Origin of the sequence: Nocardia sp. NPDC003269 (assembly GCF_042888005.1) — a bacterium.
In the GTDB taxonomy this organism is placed as follows: domain Bacteria; phylum Actinomycetota; class Actinomycetes; order Mycobacteriales; family Mycobacteriaceae; genus Nocardia.
In genome coordinates, this window is record NZ_JBIAPA010000001.1 from 1,260,927 (window position 1) to 1,281,733 (window position 20,807).

Annotated in this window: 17 protein-coding genes; 8 read left to right on the top strand and 9 right to left on the bottom strand. The window is 70.6% G+C overall.

The features are described from left to right. Positions 1–4 precede the first annotated feature (4 nt). From ACFYWJ_RS05765 to ACFYWJ_RS05775, 3 genes are all read left to right on the top strand, one after another. Positions 5–1,096 (top strand): MCE family protein, encoded by a 1,092-nt coding sequence (locus ACFYWJ_RS05765; protein WP_355275265.1) that lies wholly within the window; start codon positions 5–7, stop codon positions 1,094–1,096. After that, on the top strand, positions 1,093–2,271 hold the full coding sequence (locus ACFYWJ_RS05770) for an MlaD family protein (RefSeq protein ID WP_355275263.1): 1,179 nt from the start codon (positions 1,093–1,095) through the stop codon (positions 2,269–2,271). Before ACFYWJ_RS05765 ends, ACFYWJ_RS05770 begins: the two co-directional genes overlap by 4 nt. Before the next feature lie 130 nt (positions 2,272–2,401). Beyond that, positions 2,402–3,157 carry a hypothetical protein gene (locus ACFYWJ_RS05775; RefSeq protein WP_355275262.1) on the top strand — a complete coding sequence of 252 codons (756 nt, stop codon included), beginning with the start codon at positions 2,402–2,404 and terminating at the stop codon, positions 3,155–3,157. 91 nt (positions 3,158–3,248) lie between these two features. Here the strand turns inward: ACFYWJ_RS05775 and ACFYWJ_RS05780 are convergent, their stop codons facing one another. The 8 genes from ACFYWJ_RS05780 to ACFYWJ_RS05815 form a co-directional block, all read right to left on the bottom strand. Then, a complete protein-coding gene (locus ACFYWJ_RS05780; protein WP_355275260.1) occupies positions 3,249–3,770 on the bottom strand; it encodes a ribonuclease H in 522 nt (173 codons plus the stop codon). Positions 3,771–3,780: 10 nt separating this feature from the next. Next, positions 3,781–4,254: an SRPBCC family protein gene (locus ACFYWJ_RS05785; protein ID WP_355275258.1), complete on the bottom strand. Its 474-nt coding sequence runs from the start codon at positions 4,252–4,254 to the stop codon at positions 3,781–3,783. Between the two features lie 68 nt (positions 4,255–4,322). Further along, positions 4,323–5,528, bottom strand: coding sequence for an L-2-hydroxyglutarate oxidase (lhgO, locus tag ACFYWJ_RS05790; RefSeq protein WP_355275256.1), 1,206 nt, complete (start codon positions 5,526–5,528; stop codon positions 4,323–4,325). Next, positions 5,525–6,208, bottom strand: coding sequence for a hypothetical protein (locus ACFYWJ_RS05795; RefSeq protein WP_355275254.1), 684 nt, complete (start codon positions 6,206–6,208; stop codon positions 5,525–5,527). The genes lhgO and ACFYWJ_RS05795 overlap by 4 nt, the downstream gene beginning before the upstream one ends. A 335-nt stretch (positions 6,209–6,543) precedes the next feature. After that, a complete protein-coding gene (locus ACFYWJ_RS05800) occupies positions 6,544–7,335 on the bottom strand; it encodes a TIGR03084 family metal-binding protein (protein ID WP_355275252.1) in 792 nt (263 codons plus the stop codon). Positions 7,336–7,443: 108 nt separating this feature from the next. Beyond that, on the bottom strand, positions 7,444–8,799 hold the full coding sequence (locus ACFYWJ_RS05805; RefSeq protein WP_355275250.1) for a hypothetical protein: 1,356 nt from the start codon (positions 8,797–8,799) through the stop codon (positions 7,444–7,446). A 105-nt stretch (positions 8,800–8,904) separates the two neighbouring features. Next, positions 8,905–9,420 (bottom strand): YceI family protein, encoded by a 516-nt coding sequence (locus ACFYWJ_RS05810; RefSeq protein WP_355275248.1) that lies wholly within the window; start codon positions 9,418–9,420, stop codon positions 8,905–8,907. Further along, the gene (locus tag ACFYWJ_RS05815; protein WP_355275247.1) at positions 9,417–9,752 is read right to left on the bottom strand and encodes a hypothetical protein; all 336 of its coding nucleotides are present in this window, start codon (positions 9,750–9,752) and stop codon (positions 9,417–9,419) included. The genes ACFYWJ_RS05810 and ACFYWJ_RS05815 overlap by 4 nt, the downstream gene beginning before the upstream one ends. 122 nt (positions 9,753–9,874) lie before the next feature. On the opposite strand from ACFYWJ_RS05815, the gene ACFYWJ_RS05820 reads away from it, so the two are divergent. From ACFYWJ_RS05820 to ACFYWJ_RS05835, 4 genes are all read left to right on the top strand, one after another. Beyond that, complete coding sequence (locus ACFYWJ_RS05820; protein WP_355275245.1) at positions 9,875–12,637, top strand: AAA family ATPase; 2,763 nt, start codon at positions 9,875–9,877, stop codon at positions 12,635–12,637. A 93-nt stretch (positions 12,638–12,730) separates the two neighbouring features. Continuing rightward, complete coding sequence (locus tag ACFYWJ_RS05825) at positions 12,731–14,530, top strand: HSP90 family protein (RefSeq protein ID WP_355275243.1); 1,800 nt, start codon at positions 12,731–12,733, stop codon at positions 14,528–14,530. Then, positions 14,530–17,349, top strand: a complete 2,820-nt coding sequence (locus ACFYWJ_RS05830; protein WP_355275241.1) for a hypothetical protein — start codon at positions 14,530–14,532, stop codon at positions 17,347–17,349. Before ACFYWJ_RS05825 ends, ACFYWJ_RS05830 begins: the two co-directional genes overlap by 1 nt. An 18-nt stretch (positions 17,350–17,367) precedes the next feature. Then, positions 17,368–19,017, top strand: coding sequence for a protein kinase (locus ACFYWJ_RS05835; RefSeq protein WP_355275239.1), 1,650 nt, complete (start codon positions 17,368–17,370; stop codon positions 19,015–19,017). A gap of 306 nt (positions 19,018–19,323) precedes the next feature. On the opposite strand, the gene ACFYWJ_RS05840 is transcribed toward ACFYWJ_RS05835, so the two are convergent. Then, positions 19,324–19,935 carry a TetR/AcrR family transcriptional regulator gene (locus ACFYWJ_RS05840; RefSeq protein WP_355275237.1) on the bottom strand — a complete coding sequence of 204 codons (612 nt, stop codon included), beginning with the start codon at positions 19,933–19,935 and terminating at the stop codon, positions 19,324–19,326. Positions 19,936–20,019: 84 nt separating this feature from the next. On the opposite strand from ACFYWJ_RS05840, the gene ACFYWJ_RS05845 reads away from it, so the two are divergent. Then, the gene (locus ACFYWJ_RS05845) at positions 20,020–20,796 is read left to right on the top strand and encodes a hypothetical protein (RefSeq protein ID WP_355275236.1); all 777 of its coding nucleotides are present in this window, start codon (positions 20,020–20,022) and stop codon (positions 20,794–20,796) included. Positions 20,797–20,807 lie beyond the last annotated feature (11 nt).

Below are 20,807 nucleotides of genomic sequence, written 5' to 3' on the forward strand. Positions count from 1 at the left end.
ACGTATGACGATGAAAGCCCGCCGCGCGCTGGTCGCCGCGGCCGCGACGGCCACCGTGGCGATCACCTCCGGGTGTGGATTCACCGTGGAGGATCTGCCGCTGCCCAAGCCGGGCGCCGAAGGCGACACCTACACGATCCACGCGGAGTTCGACAACGCGCTGAACCTGCCCGATCAGGCGAAGGTGAAGATCGGTGGTTCCGATGTCGGGGTGGTCTCCGGCATCTCCACCAAGAACTTCCAAGCCAAGATCGACATGCAGATCAGCAAGGACATCGTGCTGCCCCAGGGCAGCACGGCCGAGCTGCGCCAGGCGACCCCGCTCGGTGACGTCTTCATCGCGCTGTCCAAGCCGAAGAACGGCGCCCCCACGGGCCCGCCGCTGCAGGACGGCGCCACGCTCACCCGCGAGTACACCTCCGCGGGCGCCACCGTGGAAGAGCTGCTGATCTCGGTGTCGATGCTGTTCAACGGCGGTGGCGTGGCCAGCCTCAGCCGGCTCGGCACCGAACTCGGCTCGATCCTCAACGGGCAGGGCGGCAACCTGTCGCACCTGATCACCGAGATGACCGGCGTCATCGGCGAACTGAACAACAACAGCGCCAAGGTCGACACGGTGCTGACCGAGTTCAACACCCTCGCCAACACCATCGAGAACAACAAGACCCAGCTGGGTCAGGTGGCCGACACCCTGCCGCAGGCCATCGGCGCCATCGCCGAGAACAACAAGGCGATCGGTGACCTGCTCACCAAGGTGGCCACGGCCAGCGCCGCGCTCGGCGACTACTCCAACACCACCGGTGATCAGCTCTCCGAGCTGCTCACCAACCTGGACAACCTGATGACCGCGCTGGCGGCCTCCGGCGACAACTTCGGGTACGTGCTGGATCAGCTGCACGCGATCCGGCCCGGCGCGAACGCCACGTTCCAGGGCAAGTCGCTGGCGCCGTACGCGACGCTGACCAACCTCGACATCGGGTTGCTCACCGATCCGGCCAACAGCAAGTTCCCCGATCTGAAGGACGTGAACGACTTCGTCGGCACCTTCATCCAGGTGCTGCAGATCGTTCAGGGCCGAGTGGGAGGCCACCGATGAGCAAGGCGAAGAAGTTCTTCGGTAACAAGATCCTGCTGGCCAACGCCGCGCTGGTCGTGGTGCTGATCGTCGGTGCCACCTACCTGCTGGTCAACGTCATGCGGGTGAACCCGCTGCGCTCGGAGTACGCGGTGACGGTCAACCTGGACCGGTCGGGTGGTCTGCAGCCGGGCAACGACGTGACCCTGCGCGGGCACCGGATCGGCAAGGTCACCTCGGTCGAGCTGATCGACCAGGGGCAGTCGATCGCCGCCAAGGCGCAGATCGACAAGAGCTACAAGATCCCGGTCGACACCATGATCCAGGTGGCGGCCCTGTCGGCGGCGGGCGAGCAGTACATCGACTTCCGTCCGAAGAGCGATGTCGGCCCGTTCCTCGGCGACGGCGCGGTGATCAAGTACAACCCCGAGCAGATCAAGACCCCCACCCCGGTGTGGGCGGTGCTCGACGACACCAGCGCGCTGATCGCCCAGGTCAACCCGCAGCAGTTCAAGACGATCCTGTCCGAGCTCGACACCGCGCTCGGCGCGGGCCCGGATCAGCTGCGTGGCCTGATCAACGGCGTCAGCCTGGTGGTGGCGGGCCTGGACAACCTGCTGCCGCAGACGGTGAACCTCATCGCGAACCTGCGGGTGATCGCCGAGACCACCTCGCACGCGCAGCCGGATCTGCAGACCCTGACCAGTAACTCGGGCGCGCTGCTGACCCAGTTCAACAACGCCAACGCCGAGCTGCAGAGCGTGCTGGACAACGCGCCCGCGCAGTTCGAGGCGCTCGGCGCCGTGCTGGACAAGACGGCCGATCCGATCACCGGTCTGGCGGCCAACTTCGTCGCCATCACCAGGGCGGCGCAGCTGCGTCAGCCCGCGCTGCGACTGCTGTTCCCGTCGCTGGCGCTGGGTCTGGAGTCGATCGCGGTGCCCGCCCACGACGGCGAGTTCCACACCGTCATCGACATCTGGCCGCGGCCGACGTGCTACTACGCCACCGAGTACCGCCGCAACGAGGAAGTCCAGGACGGGTCGATCCCGAAGTGGAACTACTGCGTGAACCCGCCCGCCGATCAGCAGATCCGCGGTTCGGCCAACGCGCCGCGTCCGAACGTGCCCAACAACGGCGCGCAGATGCCCCCTGGTGTCGATCCCAACGAGCGGACACCCATCCCGGTGAACTGAGTTGCTGCCCGGCCCGGTCCCTCGCGGACCGGACCGGGCATACTCGCTGGGGAGAGCGTGTGGTCCGGCTCACGGGCCCATGAAGGATATCGGTGCGATATGTGTGCCGGGAAAGAGCAGGATTGATTCGATGACCAGCGACGACGCCGAGAGCAAGAAGGAAGCTGCCGCGGCGGACAAGCCCGATCTGGCCAAGGCCGACGCGACCGTCAAGGGCGCCGCGGCCACCCCCGAAACGGACGCCCCGACGGTGAAGGCGGCGACCGTGCCCGAAGCGCAGGCGCCGGCGCCCGCGTCGGCCGGGAAATCGAGCTCGACGGGTTGGATCGCCGCCGGTGTGGCCGGTGTGGTCGCTCTCGGTGCGGCCACCGCGGCCGTGGTGTTCTTCCTGCAGAGCAGCGACAAGGGCGACAAGCTCGACGCCATCGCGGAGTCGACGAAGGCGGCCTGCGACTACGGCAACATCCTCGCCAACTACGACTACTCCAAGGACCTCGACGGCTACATCGCCTCGATGAAGGCGGGGGCCACCGGCGACTACCTGAAGGAATTCAGCGACGCCAGCGAGGCGCTCAAGGGCGCGATGGTCCAGGCCCAGGTGAAGTCGCGCGGCGAGGACGTGCAGTGCGCCTACATCTCGGGCAGCACCGAGGATGTCAAGGCCATGGTCACCATGACCCAGTACCGGACCAACTTCACCCAGACCGAACCGGACCGGATGATGTTCGCCATCGAGATGACCCTCGAGAAGTCCGACGACGGCAAGTGGCTGGTCAGCAAGCTGGACTCGCCGCTGCTCAAGAACGGCAGCCAGGTCCCCGGCGGCGCAGCCCCCGGTCAGACCGTGCCGACCCCGCAGGCGCCCGCGCCGACGCCGGGCAACTGATCGACGAGTAATCGGCGAACGCCTCCGGCGGCAGAGCGACTCTGCCGCCGGAGGCGTTTTCGTGCGGACCAACTCCGGTCGCGTCGGCGCCTCAGAACAGGGTGAGTGTCCCGGACGGCGCCGCCGGCTCGACCGGCTTCCCCGTGGTCCGCGGTCTGGTGGGTTCGGCGACTTGCGCCGGGCGGGCGGCGGCCTCGCGGGCGGCCGCGCCTGCCAGAGTGTCGGCCTGTTCGTTGAAATAGTTACCGACGTGCCCGCGGACCCAGCGGAAACGCACCGGGCCCTCGCGGGTCGTGATGGCCCGATCGATCTGCTTGATGATCTCGACGTTCTTCACCGCGCCACCGGTGGAGGTGCGCCAGCCGTTGCGCCGCCAGCCGGTGATCCACTCGGAGGCGCATTTGATGGCGTAGAGCGAATCGCTCTCGATGAGCATCGGCTCGGCGCCGGGGTGGGCGAGGATGGCTTCCAGTACGGCGCGGAGCTCGGCGATCTGGTTGGTGCCGGTCGCCGCTCCTCCGCTGTCCGCCGGGCCCTGGTGGTTCACCCAGGCCCAGCCGATGGCACCACCGGGATTGCGCAGGCAGGACCCGTCGGTGCTCACGATGATCATGACCGCCACCCTAGGCGATGCGGCCGACAAGATCGGTACCGTGGAATGCCTCTATCTCCCTTCGCAACCGCGACTCCGTCCGGCGCAGTGCCGATCTCGCGACCGCGTCGACGAGGCCGTGGCACAGGCGGCCGAACACACCGCGTGGTGGTGGATAGTCGGCTTCGGAGGTCAGCACCGACCGTTCGTAGCCGAGCGGATCGAACCGTAGTGTCACGGTTCCGTATACCCGCCCACGCAGGGTATACCCGATCACCGCGTTGCGCCGATATTCGGTGATCTCGCAGGTCGAGCGCAGCGGAATCACCCCGAACAGCCGGACTTTCAGCACGAAGGCGGCGCCGAGGCCCTGGTCGGGTTCGCCGTCCGGCTCGATGCCGGTGACACCCGACATCCAGTCCGGGACGAAGCGGAAGTTCGCGGCGTAGGCGAAGGCGGCGTCGACGGGTGCGCCGACGTCACACGCATACCTGATGTGGCCCATCGGCCCTCCCTGATCACGGATGGGCTCAAAATTACTACAAATGTCCTCTTTATTTGCCGGATTGCCGCTCAGAGCTGGTCGACGAGGTACTCCGCGATCGGCATCGCCGACGTCGCCGCAGGTGAGGGCGCGTTGAGCACATGGATCGAGCGCGGGGTCCGCTCGATCAGGAAGTCGTGCACCAGGGTGCCGTCGCGCAGTACGGCCTGGGCGCGGATGCCCGCGCGATGCGGCAGCAGATCCGCGGTCGTGAGTTCCGGGCAGTATCGACGGCATTCGGCGAGGTAACCCCGCTTGAACACCGAATTGCGCAGCTCGCGCGCCCCGGTCCGCAGGTGCGTGCGGGCGACCCGGCGCACGCCGGGGAAGCGCAGCACGTCGACCGCGTCCCGCACGTTCACGCTGCCCTTGGGATAGCCCTCCCTGGCCAGCCCGAGCACCGCGTTCGGCCCGACCGTCAGCTCGCCGTCGATGGTCGGGCTCAGGTGGACGCCGAGGAACGGCAGCGCGGGATCGGGCACCGGGTAGATCAGCGTGCGCACCAGCGCGGCGCGCTCGGCGGGCAGCCGGTAGTACTCGCCGCGGAACGGGACGATGCGGAAGTCGGTGCGGATGCCCGCCATCCGCGCCATCCGGTCGGCCTGCAAGCCGGCGCAGACCACCAGCGTGCGCGCGGTGAACGTCGCGGCCGGGCCGGAAATCGTGACGGCGGCATCGGTTTCGCTGATCGCCGCGACGACGGTGTCGAGCGCGATCCGCCCGCCCATGGCCACCACCTGATCGGCGAGCGCGGCCGTCACCTTCGCGTAGTCGATGATGCCGGTGGCTGGCACGAACAGCGCGCCGACGCCGGTGATCCTGGGCTCGCGGCGCACCAGCTCGGCCGCGTCGATCGCTTCCACCTCGACGCCGTTGGCGACGGAGCGCTCGTAGAGGTCGAGCATCCGCGCGTGCTCGGCGGAATCGGTGGCCACCAGCAGCTTTCCGCAGACCTCGAACGGAATGTCGTTGGCGGCGGCGAACTCCTTGGTCCACCGCGCGCCCGCGCGGCACAGCCGGGCCTTCAAACTGTCCGGTGGGTAATAGATTCCGGAGTGGATGACGCCGCTGTTGTGCCCGGTCTGATGCGCGCCGAGGCTCGACTCCTTGTCCACCAGCACCAGACTCGCGCCGGGGTGGGTGGTCAGCAGGCGATGCGCGGTCGCCACGCCGACGATGCCGCCGCCGAGCACGCAGAAGTCGTACGCACCGCGCCCGGTGCCGCCAGAACTCACACGCCGACGGTAGTCGGCGCCTCGTCGGCAGGTGTGGTCGGTGCGGCGGTCTCGTCGCCGGCCTGCGCCGACTCGACCGGCGCCGGCTCGGTGCCCGGCTTCTGCACCCGCTCCACGCGCAGCGTGTGGCTGCCGAGGCCGGGATCGGAGAGCACGAAGACCAGTTCACCGCGGCGGGTGTCGAGTTCGGTCCGCAGCGCGGTCACCCCGGCGGGGTCGGCGGTGAGGCCAAGGTATTTCGACGCGATCGTCACCAGGTTGGTGTCCACCGTGAAGGCGATGGTGTCGGTACGCGCGGGCGCGACCTGCGCCCCGACGTAGGTGGTGCCGATCTTGAGCCGTCCGGCCAGCGCCGAGCTGTCGGGGGTGGCGCCGACACCCGACTGCTGTGCGGTCACCGGGGTCCTGGTCACGGCGGGCACCGTGCGCTCGGTCGACATCGCGAGCTCGACGAGATCGCTGGTCGCGCGCGGCGCGGAGTCCTCGGCGAAGACGGGGCGGTGGTGGCCCGATCCCGGCGGCACGGCGGGGGCCGCGGTGTCGTCGGCGCGCGGCGGCGCGAGCTCGGGCATGTGGTTGACGATGTAGGCGCCCGCGGCGACGGTGAGGCAGAGGCTGGCGGCGCCGGCGATGACGGTGGCGGACAGACGCGCGATCTGAGCGGGTCGGTGAGCGGTCACGATGCGGTCCTTCCTGTACCTGTGGGTGAACCCGAGGGAACGGGGCCCGCATCGTTGAAAGCCACGCGCTGATTTCCACGGTACGCCGGTGCTAGCTGTTGTTAGCACCGGCGCCGGTGAGATCAGGACCACATCTGGACAACTGACCTATCAGTGCGGGTCAGCGGGGTGCCCGGGGGTCGCGGTTGTTTCTCACACCGCGCCGCGGGGTACCCCTCCGAAGCAGGCGAGCGTCGTTCACGACTGCCACGGAGGTCAACCCCGGCCAACGAAGTCCGGGGCAGTCGGCACGAATGGCGCTCAGAGACTGACGCTCGCCTGTTCGAAACGTGTGGTCAGGCGAACTGGCCTGCTTCGCGGCCCGCTCCGGGCGGACCGGCGAAGGCCTGGGCGATGCCGAGCCAGTGTTCGGCGTCGGGGCCCTCGGTGACCAGGGCGGTGTCTTCGCGGTGCCTGCGCTGGGTCGCGACCAGGCAGAAGTCGACGGCCGGACCGGTGACGCGCTGCTTCGCGTCCTCGGGTCCCCAGGTCCACAGGCTGCCGTCGGGCGCGGTCAGCTCCACCCGGAATTCCTCGGCGGGACCGGATTCCCCGTGCACGGTGTAGGCGTAGTTGCGGGTGCGGACGCTGATATGGGCGACGGTGCGCAGCCGGGCGGTGGGCGTGCGCTCGACGCCGAGCGCGTCGGCGACGTCCTGACCGTGCGCCCAGGTCTCCATGATCCGCGCGGAGATCATCGACGCCGGGCTCATCGGCGGGCCGAACCAGGGCAGCTTGGTGCCCGCGGGCACGGCGGCCAGCGCGGCGATCAGGGCCGCGCGGCCCGAGCGCCAGCGCACCAGCAGCTCGGCGGGCGGGGTCTGCGCGACCTCTTCGGCGGCCTCGTCGACGAAGGTGAACATCTTGGGCGCGGCCTCGGCCAGCAGCTTCGCGAAGGTGTCACCGTCGGTGGCGGCCAGCTTGGAGACCTCGTCGGTCCAGGTCAGGTGGGCGATCTGGGTGGTGATATCCCAGCCGGGTGAAGGGGTGGCGGTCTGCCACTGCGCGGAGGTCAGCGGTGCGACCAGGTTTTCCAGATCCGCGCATTCGGCGGCGAAGTCGTCGAGGAGCGCTGCGAGGTCAGCCATCTGTTCCCTTGCCGATCGTGGCGCGACCCGGTACGGGTGCGCCTCGCCACCAAGAATCTCAGCGCCCCCAGAAAAATGCAAGCACGCGTGCTTGTTCTTGCGGCGCGGCTACCAGCCGAAGGTCAGCAGGTGCATACCGCCGACGGCCAGACCGAGCACGCCGCCGTGCAGATACAGCAGCCACGCGTCCTGCTCGACCGCCGCGTAGAACATCTCCATGAACTCGCCCGGCGTCAGTTTCTGCAGCTTGCGATCGGCGAAGGCGTCGATCTTCTTGGCCTGCTCGAGCACGAACTTCTCGTCGTCGACCATCTCCGGCGCCAGGCTCAGACCGGCGCCCGCGCCCGAGATCGCCAGGTTGTCGTAGCCCTTCTTGCCGATCGCCGCCCGCACCATGAACGCGGTCGGGCCCAGCTGCTGGTGGATCTCCTCGGCCACCACCCGCTCGATCAGCTGCCGGGTCTTGTCCCCGTTCGGGCCTTCGAGCAGTTCGTTGGACAGGTTCTCCACGGTCAGCACCTGGTAGGCCAGGATGTGCGCCAGGTCGGTCGCCGCCTGCGGCTGCCGCTTGGCCAGCAGCGCCTGGCGCCACAGGTACTTGTAGCGCGGCTGCGGATCGCCGGGCTCGAACACCATCTTGATCGCGATGACGTTCACGGTCACGCCGATCGCGGCCGAGGCCAGCAGCACGATCACCCACGCGGGCACCAGCCCCCAGTACGGGATCTGCGCGTGCACGTGCAGGTACAGCGCCAGGATCAGGCCGAACGGCGCGCCGAGCAGGCCGATCCTGGCCATGAACTTCAGCTCCGGCGCCGCGATGGTGGTGGTCAGGTCCTTGAGGATGGTCGGGTTCTTCTCCAGGTACCGGATGACGAAGTTCTTGACGTCGAGCAGCTGGTCGATGTTGTCGCCCAGGCTCGCGAACGCGCGCCGGCCCAGCGCGGGCAACTGGCGGTCGACCCGCTGGTAGACGGCCTGCTTGACCGGCCGCGGCAGCGAACGCCACAGGTCGGGGTTCTCCCGGTACATGATCTCGTCGACGATCGGCTGTACCTGGTCGCGCGCGCGTTCGGCCAGGTAGTCGCCGATGCCGTCGAGGTCGAGTTCGTGGATGAAGTCGCGCGGGCTGCCGATCCGCATCAGCGCCTTGTCGACGCAGATGCTGGCCATCTTCTCGGCCCGCGCCGGGATGAAGCCCTGGAAGCCGAGCCTGCGCCCGTCTCCGGAGAAGGTCGGCAGCACCTGGACCCGGCGCGGTAGATAGGGGTACAGCACATGCAGCATGGGCACCCGGAAGCCCTTGAACTGCACCGGCCAGAACAGCATCAGCACGCCGGTCCAGTTGGTGAGCCAACCGGCCAGCGCGCTGAAGATCGGGAAACTGATCAGATCGACCACGAATTTCGACTGCCCCGTCAGCTCTTCCCAATCGATGAAGAGTCCGGAGGCCAGTGTGGTCATCGTGGAGCCCCCTAGTGCTGACGCGCGAAGAACGTGAAGAACGTGAGGATAAGGCAATCACATTCTGACCGGTCGCGACGGGGTGTCAACGGCGGATGGCGGTATCTACCCCGGCCGCAGCACGACGTGGACCTCGATCGTCACCCAGCGCCCGATCAGGAATTCCGGTGCTTTCACCCCGATCGCCCTGCGGTCGAGCACGGCTTCCGCGCTGACGGCCACCGTGTCGGCGGTCAGGTCGAATCGGGTGACGGTGAAGACCAGCGGGATGTCACGGCCGCGGACGGTGGCCACGCCCGCGACGCGCCACTCCCCGTCGGTGCCGGTGATGTCGTCGGCGACGAAGCTCATCCGCGGGTGCCGGTCCAGATCCAGCAGCCCCGGCTTGCGCAGGTCGCGATCGCGCCGGGCGTTGCCGGTGTCGATGGCGGCGAGGTCGACGACCCCGCTGACCGTCTCGGGCTGCCCGGCGGGGCCGACCGTCAGCCGGCCGGCCAGCACCGGCATCGTCCCGTGCACGGTCCGGCGCCCGAAGTGGCCGACCCGGAACCGCGCGGTGCACCGCTGCGGCGCGGCGACCCAGTCCGTGCGCTCGCGCTCGCCCAGCATGATCCAGTTCATGACGTCGCCCCCGCGGCGTAGATGGCGGCGGTGTCGTGGTGCCGCAGCACCGGGTAGATCTCCACCCGGTCGGGCCCGGGCAGCAGCGCCGGGTCCTCGCCCGGCAGCAGCTCGGTGGCGAGGATGGCCGCGCCCACCGCGTGCAGCGCTTCCTCGGACTCGCCGATGCCGATCACCACGCCGGAGCCGTCGGCGCGGCGCAGTTCGTAGTACTCGACCAGGCCCGGCACGGTGGCCAGGGCGGGCCGGATGCGGTGCGCGGCGGCGAAGTCGGCGGCCGCCAGTTCGCCCGCCGTGCGCGGCCGGTCGAACCAGACAAGGTGTGCGTACATGATTTTCAGCTCCTGACCTGGGGAATTCGGTGATTCAAGGATCGCCGCGCGCGGGCGCGTCCGGATCAGTGCCGGTACGTATCCGCGGTACTGAACTTCGCCGTAGGCGCGATACTGGTGCGATGCAGACTCCGGCCGTCGGACGGCATCAGGAGATCGCGCGGCTGCGCGCGGCGGTGCTGTCCGCCGCCTCGGGGGCGGGCCGGTTCGTGCTGGTCGGTGGCGCGGCCGGGATCGGCAAGTCGTGGCTGGCGGAACGCGCCGTCGAACTGGCCGCGGAGTCGGGGCTGCGGGTGGTGCGCGGCAACGCGCTCGACGACGCCGGGATGCCGCCGCTGTGGCCGTGGCGCCGGGCCGCCCGCGACCTGCCCGAACTCGCCGCCGCCCTCGATACGGTCAGCGAACCCGGTGGCGGTGCGGCCGCGCAGCGCTTCCGGATGTGCACCGAGGTCGTCGACGTGCTCACCGCGGCGGCCGCGGGCACCGGCCTGCTGCTCGTGCTCGAGGATCTGCACTGGGCCGACCCGACCTCGCTGGCGCTGCTCACCCACGTCGCCGGCGAGACGGCGCGCGCCGAGCTGCTCATCGTCGGCACGGCGCGCGATCCGGCGGGTCCGACCCTGCTCGGGCACCAGTCCGAGTGGCTGCGCCTGCCGAATACCCAATCACTTTCCCTACCTGGTCTTTCCGAGCCGGAGGTGCGCTACTGGCTCGAACAGCGCGGTCTGTCCGCCGACCTCGCCGCGCGGGTGCGCGACCGCACCGACGGCAATCCGCTGCTGGTCCGGCTCGTCCTGGAATCCGGCGCCGCCGAGTCCGACAACGGCGACGTGCTGTCCGTGCCCGCGGTGCGCCGTTTGGTGCTGTCACAGCTCGACCGGCTCGCGCCGGACACCGTCGAAGTACTTAGTGCCGCCGCCGTATTCGGTGAACGCATCGACGCCGACCTGCTGGCACAGGTATGCCCGCGGGTGCCGGCGGCCATCGACGCCGCGACCGCGGCGGGCATCGTCCGCCGTTTCGACGACGGCACGACAGGTTTCACCCACGCCCTGATCAGGGACGCGGTGTACGCCGACCTGGCACCCTCGCGCCGGTCCGTCCTGCACCGCGTGGCGGCGGAAGCGCTGACCGCGCGTGGCGGCCCCGATGCCGTCGTCGCCGGGGCGATCGCGACGCAGTGGCGCGAGGCGGCGGCAGGCGCCGAATCATCGGAAGGCCTGCGCTGGTCGCGGCGCGCGGCCCGCTCGGCACGGGCCGCCGCGGCCTACGCGGAGGCGATCCGGTTCGGGCAGTGGGCGATCGACGCGGCGGGCGCCACCGCCGCCGAGGCCGACCGCGCCGAGCTGCTCCTCGACCTCGCCGGGGACGAATTCGCCGCGGGCCGGATCGCCGACAGCCTCGAACACTGCGTCCAGGCCGCAGCCCTCGCCGAGCGGGCCGCCCGCCCCGACCTGCTCGCCGAGGCCGCGCTCGTGGTGCACGGCGTCACCACGCCCACGGTGATGACGCAGCTGGACCAGCTGTGCGCCACCGCCTTACGGCAGCTCGAGCCCGGTACCCACGACGACCTGATCGCCCGGATCCTGGCCAGGCACGCCCTGTCGGCCGCCGATCGCGGCGCGGGCGCGGCGGCCAGGACGCTGTCCGACCAGGCCATGCGCGCCGCCGCGCACTCCACCGACCCCGATGTCGCGCTCGACGCCATCCACGCCCGCCACCTGTCCCTGGCCGCGCCGGACTACCTCGACGAGCGAACCACCTTGGCCGCCAAGGCGATCGAGATCGCCGTCGACGCCGAACAACCGCTCGCCCAGCTATGGGGACACGTGTGGACCGCCGACGCGAGCCTGCAACGCGGCGACCTCACCGCCTTCGACAGCGCCCTCGACCACATCGCGCTGCTGGTCGAACGCCGTCGGCTGCCGATCGCCCGGTGGCACCTGCTGCGCCTGCGCGCCACCCGCGCGGTCCTCGTCGGCGAGCTCGCCGCCGCCCTCGAATTCGACGGCGCCGCCTATGAACTGGCGCTGGCCATCGGCGACTTCTCGCTGGCCGGGCTGCATCACGCGTTCCGCGGGATGTACGCGGTGATCGTCGGCCACATCGACCGCGCCGAGCTGACCGCCGCGGTCGAGTCGCTGTCCTTCGCCCCGAAGATCCCGATCGCCCAGCTCTTCGCGCCGCTGATGCACGCGCTTGCCGGTGACGTCGACGAGGCCACGGCCCTGTTCGCGCCGTTCCGCGAGCTCCCCGACACCCTCGAGATCGGCGCGCGCTGGGCGGGCACCGTATTCTGTGTCGGTCTGGTGGCCGAACTCCTCGACGACGCAGAGACCGCCGACCGGGTCTACCGCGCCCTGGCGGGCCAGGAGCGGCATTACAGCGCCGACGGCACCGGCGCGCTGATCTGCGTCAGCTCGCTGGCCCGGGTCCGCGCCGACAACGCCCGCGTGGCCGGGCACCTGGACGCCGCCGTCGAGCTGTACCGGCGCGGTCTGGCGATGGACGCCAGGATCGGCGCGCGGCCCTTCGTCGCGCTCGGCCATCTCGGCCTGGCCCGCACCCAGCTCGCCCGCGCCGACTTCACCGCCGCGCGCGCCGAAGCGGAGCGGGCGGCCGCCGGATTCCGCAGGCTCGGCATGCCGTACCGCCTGGCCGCCGCCGACGCCCTGCTGACCAGGATCGCCGCCGCCACCCGGTCCGCCGATCCCCTCACGCCGCGCGAGCGGGAAGTCCGCGATCTCGCGGTGGCGGGGCTGACGAATCGCGAAATCGCCACGCGTTTGGTTCTTTCCGAGCGCACCGTGGAAACTCACGTCCGCAACATCCTCGCCAAACTGGGTGTCGCCAACCGCACCGAACTCGCCCGCGGCCCCCGCTGACGCAGGTCACGCCCCTGACATCGTGGTCGGTGCGCGGTGCGAAGTTGCGGTTACAGTGGCCGGGCAAGTAGTGCTCGTGCTCGGAGGGGACCGGTGGTGGAACAGGTATTCCAGGTCGATTTGCGTGGTGTGGTCGACCTGCTCAGTCACCACCTGTACGGCAGTCCGCGGGTGTACGTGCGCGAGCTGATGCAGAACGCCGTCGACGCGAGCACCGCGCGCCGGACGCTGGATCCGTCGGCGCAGCTCAGCGTGCGGATCGAGACCGCCGACCGGACCGGCGACGGCAGCATCAGGATCCACGACACCGGCATCGGGCTCACCGAGGCCGAGGTGCACACCTTCCTGGCCACCATCGGCCGCAGCGGCAAACGCGACGATCTCGGCTTCGCCAGGCACGAGTTCCTCGGCCAGTTCGGTATCGGCCTGCTCTCGTGTTTCCTGGTCGCCGACGAGGTCACCGTGCTCACCCGCTCCGCGCGCGGCGGGCCGACGGTGCGCTGGACCGGCTTCGCCGACGGCCGCTACCGGGTCGAGCCCGCCTCGCGGGAACGCGAGGAACCGGGCACCACGGTGATCCTGACGCCCCGGCGCGGCGCCGAGCAGTGGCTCACCGGCGCCACCGTCACCGAGCTGGCCGCCCTGTTCGGCAGTCTGCTGCCGTTCGAGGTCACCGTCGACGGGCGCTCGGTCACCGAGCCCGAGGTGCCGTGGCGGGCGAACCACCCCACTCCCGACGACCGCAAGGCCGCCCTCGCCGCCTACGCCGAGGACACCTTCGGCTTCACGCCGTTCGCCACGTTCGATCTCAGCTGTGCCGAATCAGGTGTCACCGGGGTGGCGTTCGTGCTCCCGCAGCCGGTCAACCCGGCGGCCAAGGCCGGGCACCGGGTGTATCTCAAGCGGATGCTGTTGGCGGAGAGCGTCAGCGGGCTGCTGCCCGACTGGGCGTTCTTCGTGCGCTGCGTCGTCGACACCACCGAGCTGCGGCCGACCGCGAGCCGGGAGGCCCTGTACGAGGACGACCTGCTCGAATCCACCAGGGAGTCGCTCGGCGGGCAGATCAGGGACTGGCTGGTGGAGCTGTCCACCGCCGACCCGGCCGCGCTCGCCCGCTTCCTGCGCGTCCACGACCTGGGCGTGAAGGCGCTGGCCCTGCACGACGACGACATGCTCCGGCTGGTCGACCGCTGGCTGCCGGTGGAGACCAATGCCGGGCAGATCCCGCTCGCGGAGTTCCGCCGCCGGTTCGGCGGCATGCGCTACACGCCGTCGGTGGAGGAGTTCCGCCAGCTCGGCGCGGTGGCGGCCGCGCAGGGCCTCGGCCTGGTGAACGGCGGCTACACCTACATCACCGAGATCCTGGAGCGCCTGCCCGCGCTCGATCCCGAGATCCAGGTGACGCGCCTGGACACCGCCGCCCTGGCGACCCACTTCGACCTGGTCGACCCGGCCACCGAACTCGCGCTGCGCCCCTTCCTGACGACCGCCCAGCGCGTGCTCGACCGGCTCGACTGCGAGGTCGCGCTGCGCACGTTCGATCCGCCGTCGCTGTCGGCGCTGTACCTGCTCGACCGCGACACCCAGCATCGCGCCGAACTGCGGGCCACCCGCCAGGTCGCCGACGAACTGTGGGCCGATGTGCTCGGCGCCTTCGATTCCGGTCAGGACGGCGACCGGCCGCAGCTGGTGCTCAATCACCGTAATCCGCTGGTGCGCCGCATCGCCGGGCTCGCCGACACCCGGCTGGTGACCATGGCGGTCGAGGCGCTCTACAGCCAGGCGCTGCTCCAGGGCCAGCATCCGATGCGGCCGGTGGACACCGCGCTGCTGAACAAGTCGTTCGTCGGGCTGCTCGACTGGGCAGTGCACGATCCGCAGGGAGAGCTCTGATGTCCGAGACCGCCGACGACCTGTGGCGGCTGCTCGCCCAGGCCGGTCACATGCCCTACGGCGACGCCAAAGACGCACTGCTGGAACAGGTCCTGCGACACGCCGAAGCGGGCGGGCACACCGACATCGCGTTCAACACCCGGATGCGGTTGATCGCCGCCTACGCCCAGGGCATGAGCCCGGCCAAGCTGTTCGTCCCGTTCGCCCGCTGCCTGGCCGACTACGACCGGGAACCCGGCGCCTACGGCGACTGGGTGGCGGGATCGCTGCGCTGGGATTTCAAGTTCGCGGTGCGCGCGATGACGAATTTCCCCGAGGTGCCCAAGGATCGGGCGCTGGCCGCGCTCGACCAGATGGAGCAGCGCTACCGGGTGGAGGGCCAGAGCCCGCAGGCGGTGTACGCCTACCGGCACTACGTGGCCAAGCATCTGGGCGACCTGACCGAGGCCGAGAGCTGGTACGAAAGATGGTGCACCACACCGCGCGACGAGAACTCCGACTGCGCCGGATGCGACCCGACCGGCAAGGTCACCTGGTTGGCGAGCCGGGGTCGGGACACGGAGGCGGTCGAACTGGCCGCCCCGGTCCTGCGCGGCGAGCTGAACTGTGACGAGCAACCCCAGCTGATCCTCACCGCCCTGCTGCTGCCCTACCTGCGCACCGGCCAGCTCGACGCCGCGCGCGACGCGCACCGCAGGTCCTACCGGGTGCTGCGCACCAAACCCCAGGACGTGAGCGCCATCGCCACGCATCTCGAGTTCTGCGCGCTGTCCGGCAACCAGGCCCGCGGCCTGGAACTGCTCGACCGGCATCTCGGCTGGCTCGACCGGTCGCCGAATCCGTCCGCCGCCATGGACCTCGCCGCCGCGGCCGCGCTGCTGCTGCGCACCGTCGAGGACGCGGGCCACGGCGACACCGTCGTCCGGCGGCCCGCGCATCTCGACCGCCCCGCGGCCGAATCGACCGCGCGCGCCCTGGGCGCGGAACTGACCGCCGAGGCGCTGGCGATCGCGGCGCGATTCGATCGGCGCAACGGCACCACCCACCAGTCCGAGCTGGTGCACACGGTGCTGGCGAGCACGCCGATCGTCGACCAGCTGCCGCTGTCGGCCGCCGCGGTGCACCGGGTGCCGGTCGAGCAGGCGCCCGCCCCGATCGAACTCCCCGCGCTGACCACGGCCGAGCTGATCGAACGGGCCGAACTGGGCCTCCAGCGCGACGCCACCACCGAGGTGACGGCGTTGGTCCAGCGCCTGACCGAGGACGCCGAGCCCACCGATCCGCTGCTGGCGGGCAGGCGCGCGGCTGTGCTCGCGCGCGAGTCCGCCCGTGGCGACGATTGTCTCGCGACCGAATCCCTGCTGCGCCGGGCGATCGAGCACTACACCGCCGCCGGCGACGAGGATCTCCGCCAGATCGGTCTCGGCAGGCTCGGCGTGCACCTGTGCAGGCACGGAGATCCCGCCGAGGCGACACCGCTGCTGCGCGCGTCGCTCGCGCACCTGGGCGCGTCGGCCGATCCGGCGGTCCGGGGCAACGCCGTACTGCGGCTGTCCGGCGGTCTGCTCGACCTGTACGACCGTGGCCTGCTGCCCGACGAGGCCGCCGCCGAGCTCCCCGAACTGCTCGACCGTGCCGACGCCGAGTCCGCCGCCTCTCGTGAGGACGAGCTGATCGGTGATGCCGCCAAGCAGCGGCTCTTCCTGTCCGAGAACAACTCCCGGATCGACGACGCCGATGTCGCGGCACGGACGGCGATCTCGGCCTACCGCCGGGCGAACCTGCCGTTCCGGGCCGCGACCACGCTGTACTACCTGGCCGGAATCCACCGGGCGGCCGGTGATTTCGCCGCCGCGCTGGCCGCGACCGACGAGGCGCTGCCGCTGCTCGACGCGGACACCCGCGTCGGTTTCCGGACGGCCCTGTTCGCCCGTCGCGGCGATCTCCTGCTGCTCCTCGAGCGTCCCGCCGAGGCCGTCGGCGAGCTGCTCACCGCCATCGCGGTCGGCGCACCCGCCGGTCTGCCCCAGCTGCCGTACGCGCAATGGGATCTGGCCATCGCCTACCGGGCCACCGGGCAGCTGCTCGATGCCGCCGAGCAGGCGGAAGCGGCGATCACCGCGCTCGACGGCGCGGGCGCGGGCGGCGCGGCCCGTGGCTGCCGCTACCTGCTGGCCGGTCTGCACCGCTCGCTCGGCGAGCCCGATCAGGCGCTCGCCGTGTACGACGCGATCATCGAATTCGACCGGTCCGTCGAGGATCTCGGCGACGAGGCGTATGTCCTGGCCGAGACCGCCGACCTGCTCGACGCGCTCGACCGCGACGCCGAGGCCGCCGAACGCTACCGCCTCGCCGCCGAGGTGGCGGCGCGGGTCGACGATCCGATCCGGGTCGCCTACTGCCGCTACAGCGCCGCGCTGTCCCTGCACTGGTCCGGTGATTCGGCGGGCGCGGTCGCGGCCGTCGAGGTCGCCGACGCCGCGCTGGCGGCGCTCGCCGCCACCGGCCCGGATGCCGATCTACTGTGCTGGCACCGGGCCCGGCTCGACCACAATGCCGCCCGAATCCTGCACGCCGCCTATCGTTTCCCCGAAGCCCTACCGCGCGCCGAAGCCGCCGCCGCCGGTTTCCGCGCGATCGACGTCATCGATCGGGCGGTACGGGCCGACTACGACCAGGCCAGGATCCTGCTCGACCTCGACCGGACCGCCGAGGCAGAGAAGGTCCTCGCCGGTGCCGTCGCCGAACTCGACGACACCCATCCCGCCTACGGCCTGCTCACCAACCTGCTGACCGAAACCCGCTCCAGACTCGGCTGATTCGAAGGACTCCACGCGATGCAACCGCTCGGCAGCGACGATCCACGCCAGATCGGGGCGTACCGGCTGCTCGGCGTCCTCGGCGCCGGCGGCATGGGCAAGGTGTACCTGGGCCGCAACGCGGGCGGACGCACGGTCGCGGTGAAGGTGATCCGGCCGGATCTGCTGGGCGACCCCGAATTCCGGGCCAGGTTCCGCCGGGAGGTGGCCGCCGCGCGGCGGGTCGGCGGTGCCTGCACCGCGCCGGTCCTCGACGCCGATGTCGACGCCGATCCGCCGTGGCTGGCCACCGGTTACGTCGCCGGACTCGCGCTCTCGGACGCGGTGTCGCGGTTCGGGCCCTTCACCGAACCGTCGTTGCTCGCGCTCGGGCACGGGCTGGCCGAGGCGCTGGTGGCCATTCACGGCGTCGGCATCGTGCATCGCGATCTGAAGCCGTCGAATGTGCTGCTGGCCGTCGACGGGCCCAAGGTGGTCGACTTCGGGATCGCGCGCGCCGTCGAGGACACCGCGCTCACCACCACCGGAAAGGTCATCGGCTCACCGGGTTTCATGTGCCCGGAGCAGGTCACCGGTGAACCGCTCGGCCCCGCGTGCGATGTGTTCGCGCTCGGCGGCGTGCTGACCTTCGCCGCCTCCGGCCACGGCCCGTTCGGCACCGCCGAGATCGTGCAGATGCTGTTTCGCATCGTTTACGAGGAACCGCGCCTCGAGGGCGTGCCCGCGCGCCTTCGTCCGCTGGTCGCCGCCTGCGTCGCCAAGGACCCCGCCGCCCGCCCCACCCCGCAGCAGGTCCTCGCCGAGCTCACCGCCATCGGCCTGCCCGAGCGCACCGGCTGGCTCCCGCCCGCTGTGCTCGAGGACGTCAGCAGGCGCGCGGTCACCCTGCTCGACCTCGACTCCGGCCCGGCCGACCTCCCTCCCGGTCCCAGCACACCCCTTCACCCGACGTGGTCGAACACCGGCGGCCAGGCATCCTTCCCCGGCACCGCGGGCTTCGGTGGGCAGACCCCGCTGCCAGGTGCCGTTACGGGCTTCGGTGGGCCGACGCAGGCTGGGTACGCGACTGTCCGTCGGCCTGCCGGTGACATCACCGGCGGTACTCCCGCGCCCGGGCAGGCGTTGCGCCCGCCCGCGCGCCGCGGGCGCAACGCACTGGTGGCCGCGGCGGTGGTCGTGGCGCTGGCGGTCGCCGGGGGCGCGTTCCTGATCGGGGTCCAGCTGCGCGACCGATCGGACGGCAATAGCGTGGCGAACTCGACGTCGATCTCCACCAGCCACCGAGGTTCCGAGCTCCCGCCCGCCACCGGAGCGCCGGTGGCGACCGTCCCCGCCGCGTTCGTGGGGAGCTGGCAGGGGCGGGCCGTCGACGGGCCGGTGCAGTTCGACATCACCCTCACCATCGACGACGGCAAGGTCGGGCAGAAGGTCGCCACCGCGTCGAATACCGGCGTGCTCTCCGGCGAGCGCTGCGAGCGCTCGGAAACCCTGGTCGAGGCCACCACCGACGGCCTCGTCCTCCGGGCGAAACTCACCGGCAAGAGCGCGAGTGGCTGTGTGGACGACGGCGCGACCTCGACGGTCACCATGGGCTCGAACGGCACTCTCACCTACCGCACGCCAGGGTTGCTCGGTGGCACCATCACCGGGTTCCTGCGGAAGTCCTGACCACCCGCGATGGCGATTGCCGGTCATTTGCCAACCATGTGGAAACGGGAGCGAAACGGCGAAGCGGACACCGTACGCGGCCGGTGGTGGTTCACTACCACCACGAGCTTGTCTGGACTTTCGACCAATACATCACCCCTGGTGATGCCGATCTCAACTTTCCAGCCGTTGCTATCTGGGTCACTACTATGCCAGACTCTCGTCCCACACTGTGAAGCCGTCCGGTCTCACAATGTCCGGAGAGGGAGTGTGTTGAGCGAGCGGCAAGTGCGCGATGTTGCCACCCTCCCGACGGTTGCGCGGAAATCAGCCCCAGTCGACCAGCGTGAGCGCTGCGGCGGTCAGCAGGTCGACCAGTTCGCCGACCGGTGGCCGCGACTCGCGCAGCAGCCATTCGTGGGCCACGCCGTTGACCGCGCCGGTGAGCAGGCCGGTGGTGAGCTCCGCGTCGCCGCGCAGCCGCACCCCCTTGGCCGCCAGCGCCGTCTCGATCAGCGCCGACCAGGCATGCCTGCGCGCGCGACGATGGTTCTCCATCCGATCGCTGACCCCGACGACCTCGATCAGCGCCACCTGCGCGCGGTACGGGTCGGAGCCGAGCGATTCCAGGTACGCCCCCAGGCCGGCCCGCAGCGCGGGTTCCGGTTCGGTGTGCGCGACCACCGCCTGGACGACCGCGGCCGCGGCGTCGTCCTGGATGCGGTCGTAGGCGGCGATGAGCACGTCCTCGCGGGTCTCGAACTCCTCGTAGAACTGCCGCTTGGACAGGCCCGCCGCCGCGCACACCTCGGCGAGCGAGCACGTCGGGTACCCGCGTTCGGCGAAGATTCGCGTCGCTGCTTCCAGGAACCGCTGGCGCCGTTCGGCTTTACGCGCGACGACTGTACGACCCCCATACCGTCTGTCCGCTGTAGTCACCTCTCCAATGTATCTGAAACCCGGGATCACACTTACCTTTCCGGGCTGCTTCAACCAATCCCCACAAAGAAGGACGGCTGACCAGTGCTGCGCACCCGAGGCTCGCGGACCGCATTGTCCGCTCTCGTACTAGCGGTGAGTGCCTCACTCGCCGCACCGGCATCGACCATGGCTGCCCCGCGGCCTGCGGCTCAGCCGAGCGTCCCGGCGATCGCGGAGAACGTTCCCTCCGAGACGCTGGCCGCGCTGGCACCGTCGATCGTAAGCGCCATCTCCGCGCCCGCCCCCATCGCCGATGGCGCGCAGGCCGCGATCTTGGCCCAGGCGCGCGTGCTGCTCGCCACCCCGGGCATCCCGGCCCAGGTCAAGTCCACCCTGGAACGTGTCATCACCTTCCTCGACGGCAGCGGCGGTGGCGGCCCCGAGCTCCCGCCGTCCGACGGCCCGCGGATCGCCCAGTTCCTCTACCCGACCATCGGTAAGGGCTGCATCGGCCCGACCTCCGATTCCGTCGGCACCGCGCTGGCCGTACCCGGCCCGGCCGAGCTGCCGCCGCCGGGGCCCGCCGCGGGCCAGACCGGTTTCGTGTTCACCGCGCTGGGTACCAAGACGCCGACCGTCGCGCAGAACCCGCCGATGACGGTGCAGTGGATCAACCTGGACAACCGGCGGACGGGCACCCAGCCGCTCACCACCGCGGCCGGGATCAACCCGGACGGGCCCGCCACCCTGTCCGCCATCGCCGACACCGGCGCGGGGCGGGTCGCCGCGGTGATCACCGGTTCGCTCACCACGACCACCGCCGACGGTGACCGGACCTGCTCGTTCGCCCCGACCCTCGGGTTCTTCTCCGTCGCCTGAGCCGACGCCAC

Bases quoted from the DNA above. Each gene is read 5' to 3' on its own strand.
- ACFYWJ_RS05835 (WP_355275239.1), top strand. From the start codon at position 17,368: ATGCAACCGCTCGGCAGCGACGATCCACGCCAGATCGGGGCGTACCGG.
- ACFYWJ_RS05800 (WP_355275252.1), bottom strand. From the start codon at position 7,335: ATGGCTGACCTCGCAGCGCTCCTCGACGACTTCGCCGCCGAATGCGCG.
- ACFYWJ_RS05780 (WP_355275260.1), bottom strand. From the start codon at position 3,770: ATGATCATCGTGAGCACCGACGGGTCCTGCCTGCGCAATCCCGGTGGT.
- ACFYWJ_RS05810 (WP_355275248.1), bottom strand. From the start codon at position 9,420: ATGAACTGGATCATGCTGGGCGAGCGCGAGCGCACGGACTGGGTCGCC.
- ACFYWJ_RS05805 (WP_355275250.1), bottom strand. From the start codon at position 8,799: ATGACCACACTGGCCTCCGGACTCTTCATCGATTGGGAAGAGCTGACG.
- ACFYWJ_RS05765 (WP_355275265.1), top strand. From the start codon at position 5: ATGACGATGAAAGCCCGCCGCGCGCTGGTCGCCGCGGCCGCGACGGCC.
- ACFYWJ_RS05820 (WP_355275245.1), top strand. From the start codon at position 9,875: ATGCAGACTCCGGCCGTCGGACGGCATCAGGAGATCGCGCGGCTGCGC.
- ACFYWJ_RS05770 (WP_355275263.1), top strand. From the start codon at position 1,093: ATGAGCAAGGCGAAGAAGTTCTTCGGTAACAAGATCCTGCTGGCCAAC.
- ACFYWJ_RS05785 (WP_355275258.1), bottom strand. From the start codon at position 4,254: ATGGGCCACATCAGGTATGCGTGTGACGTCGGCGCACCCGTCGACGCC.
- ACFYWJ_RS05830 (WP_355275241.1), top strand. From the start codon at position 14,530: ATGTCCGAGACCGCCGACGACCTGTGGCGGCTGCTCGCCCAGGCCGGT.
- ACFYWJ_RS05815 (WP_355275247.1), bottom strand. From the start codon at position 9,752: ATGTACGCACACCTTGTCTGGTTCGACCGGCCGCGCACGGCGGGCGAA.
- ACFYWJ_RS05775 (WP_355275262.1), top strand. From the start codon at position 2,402: ATGACCAGCGACGACGCCGAGAGCAAGAAGGAAGCTGCCGCGGCGGAC.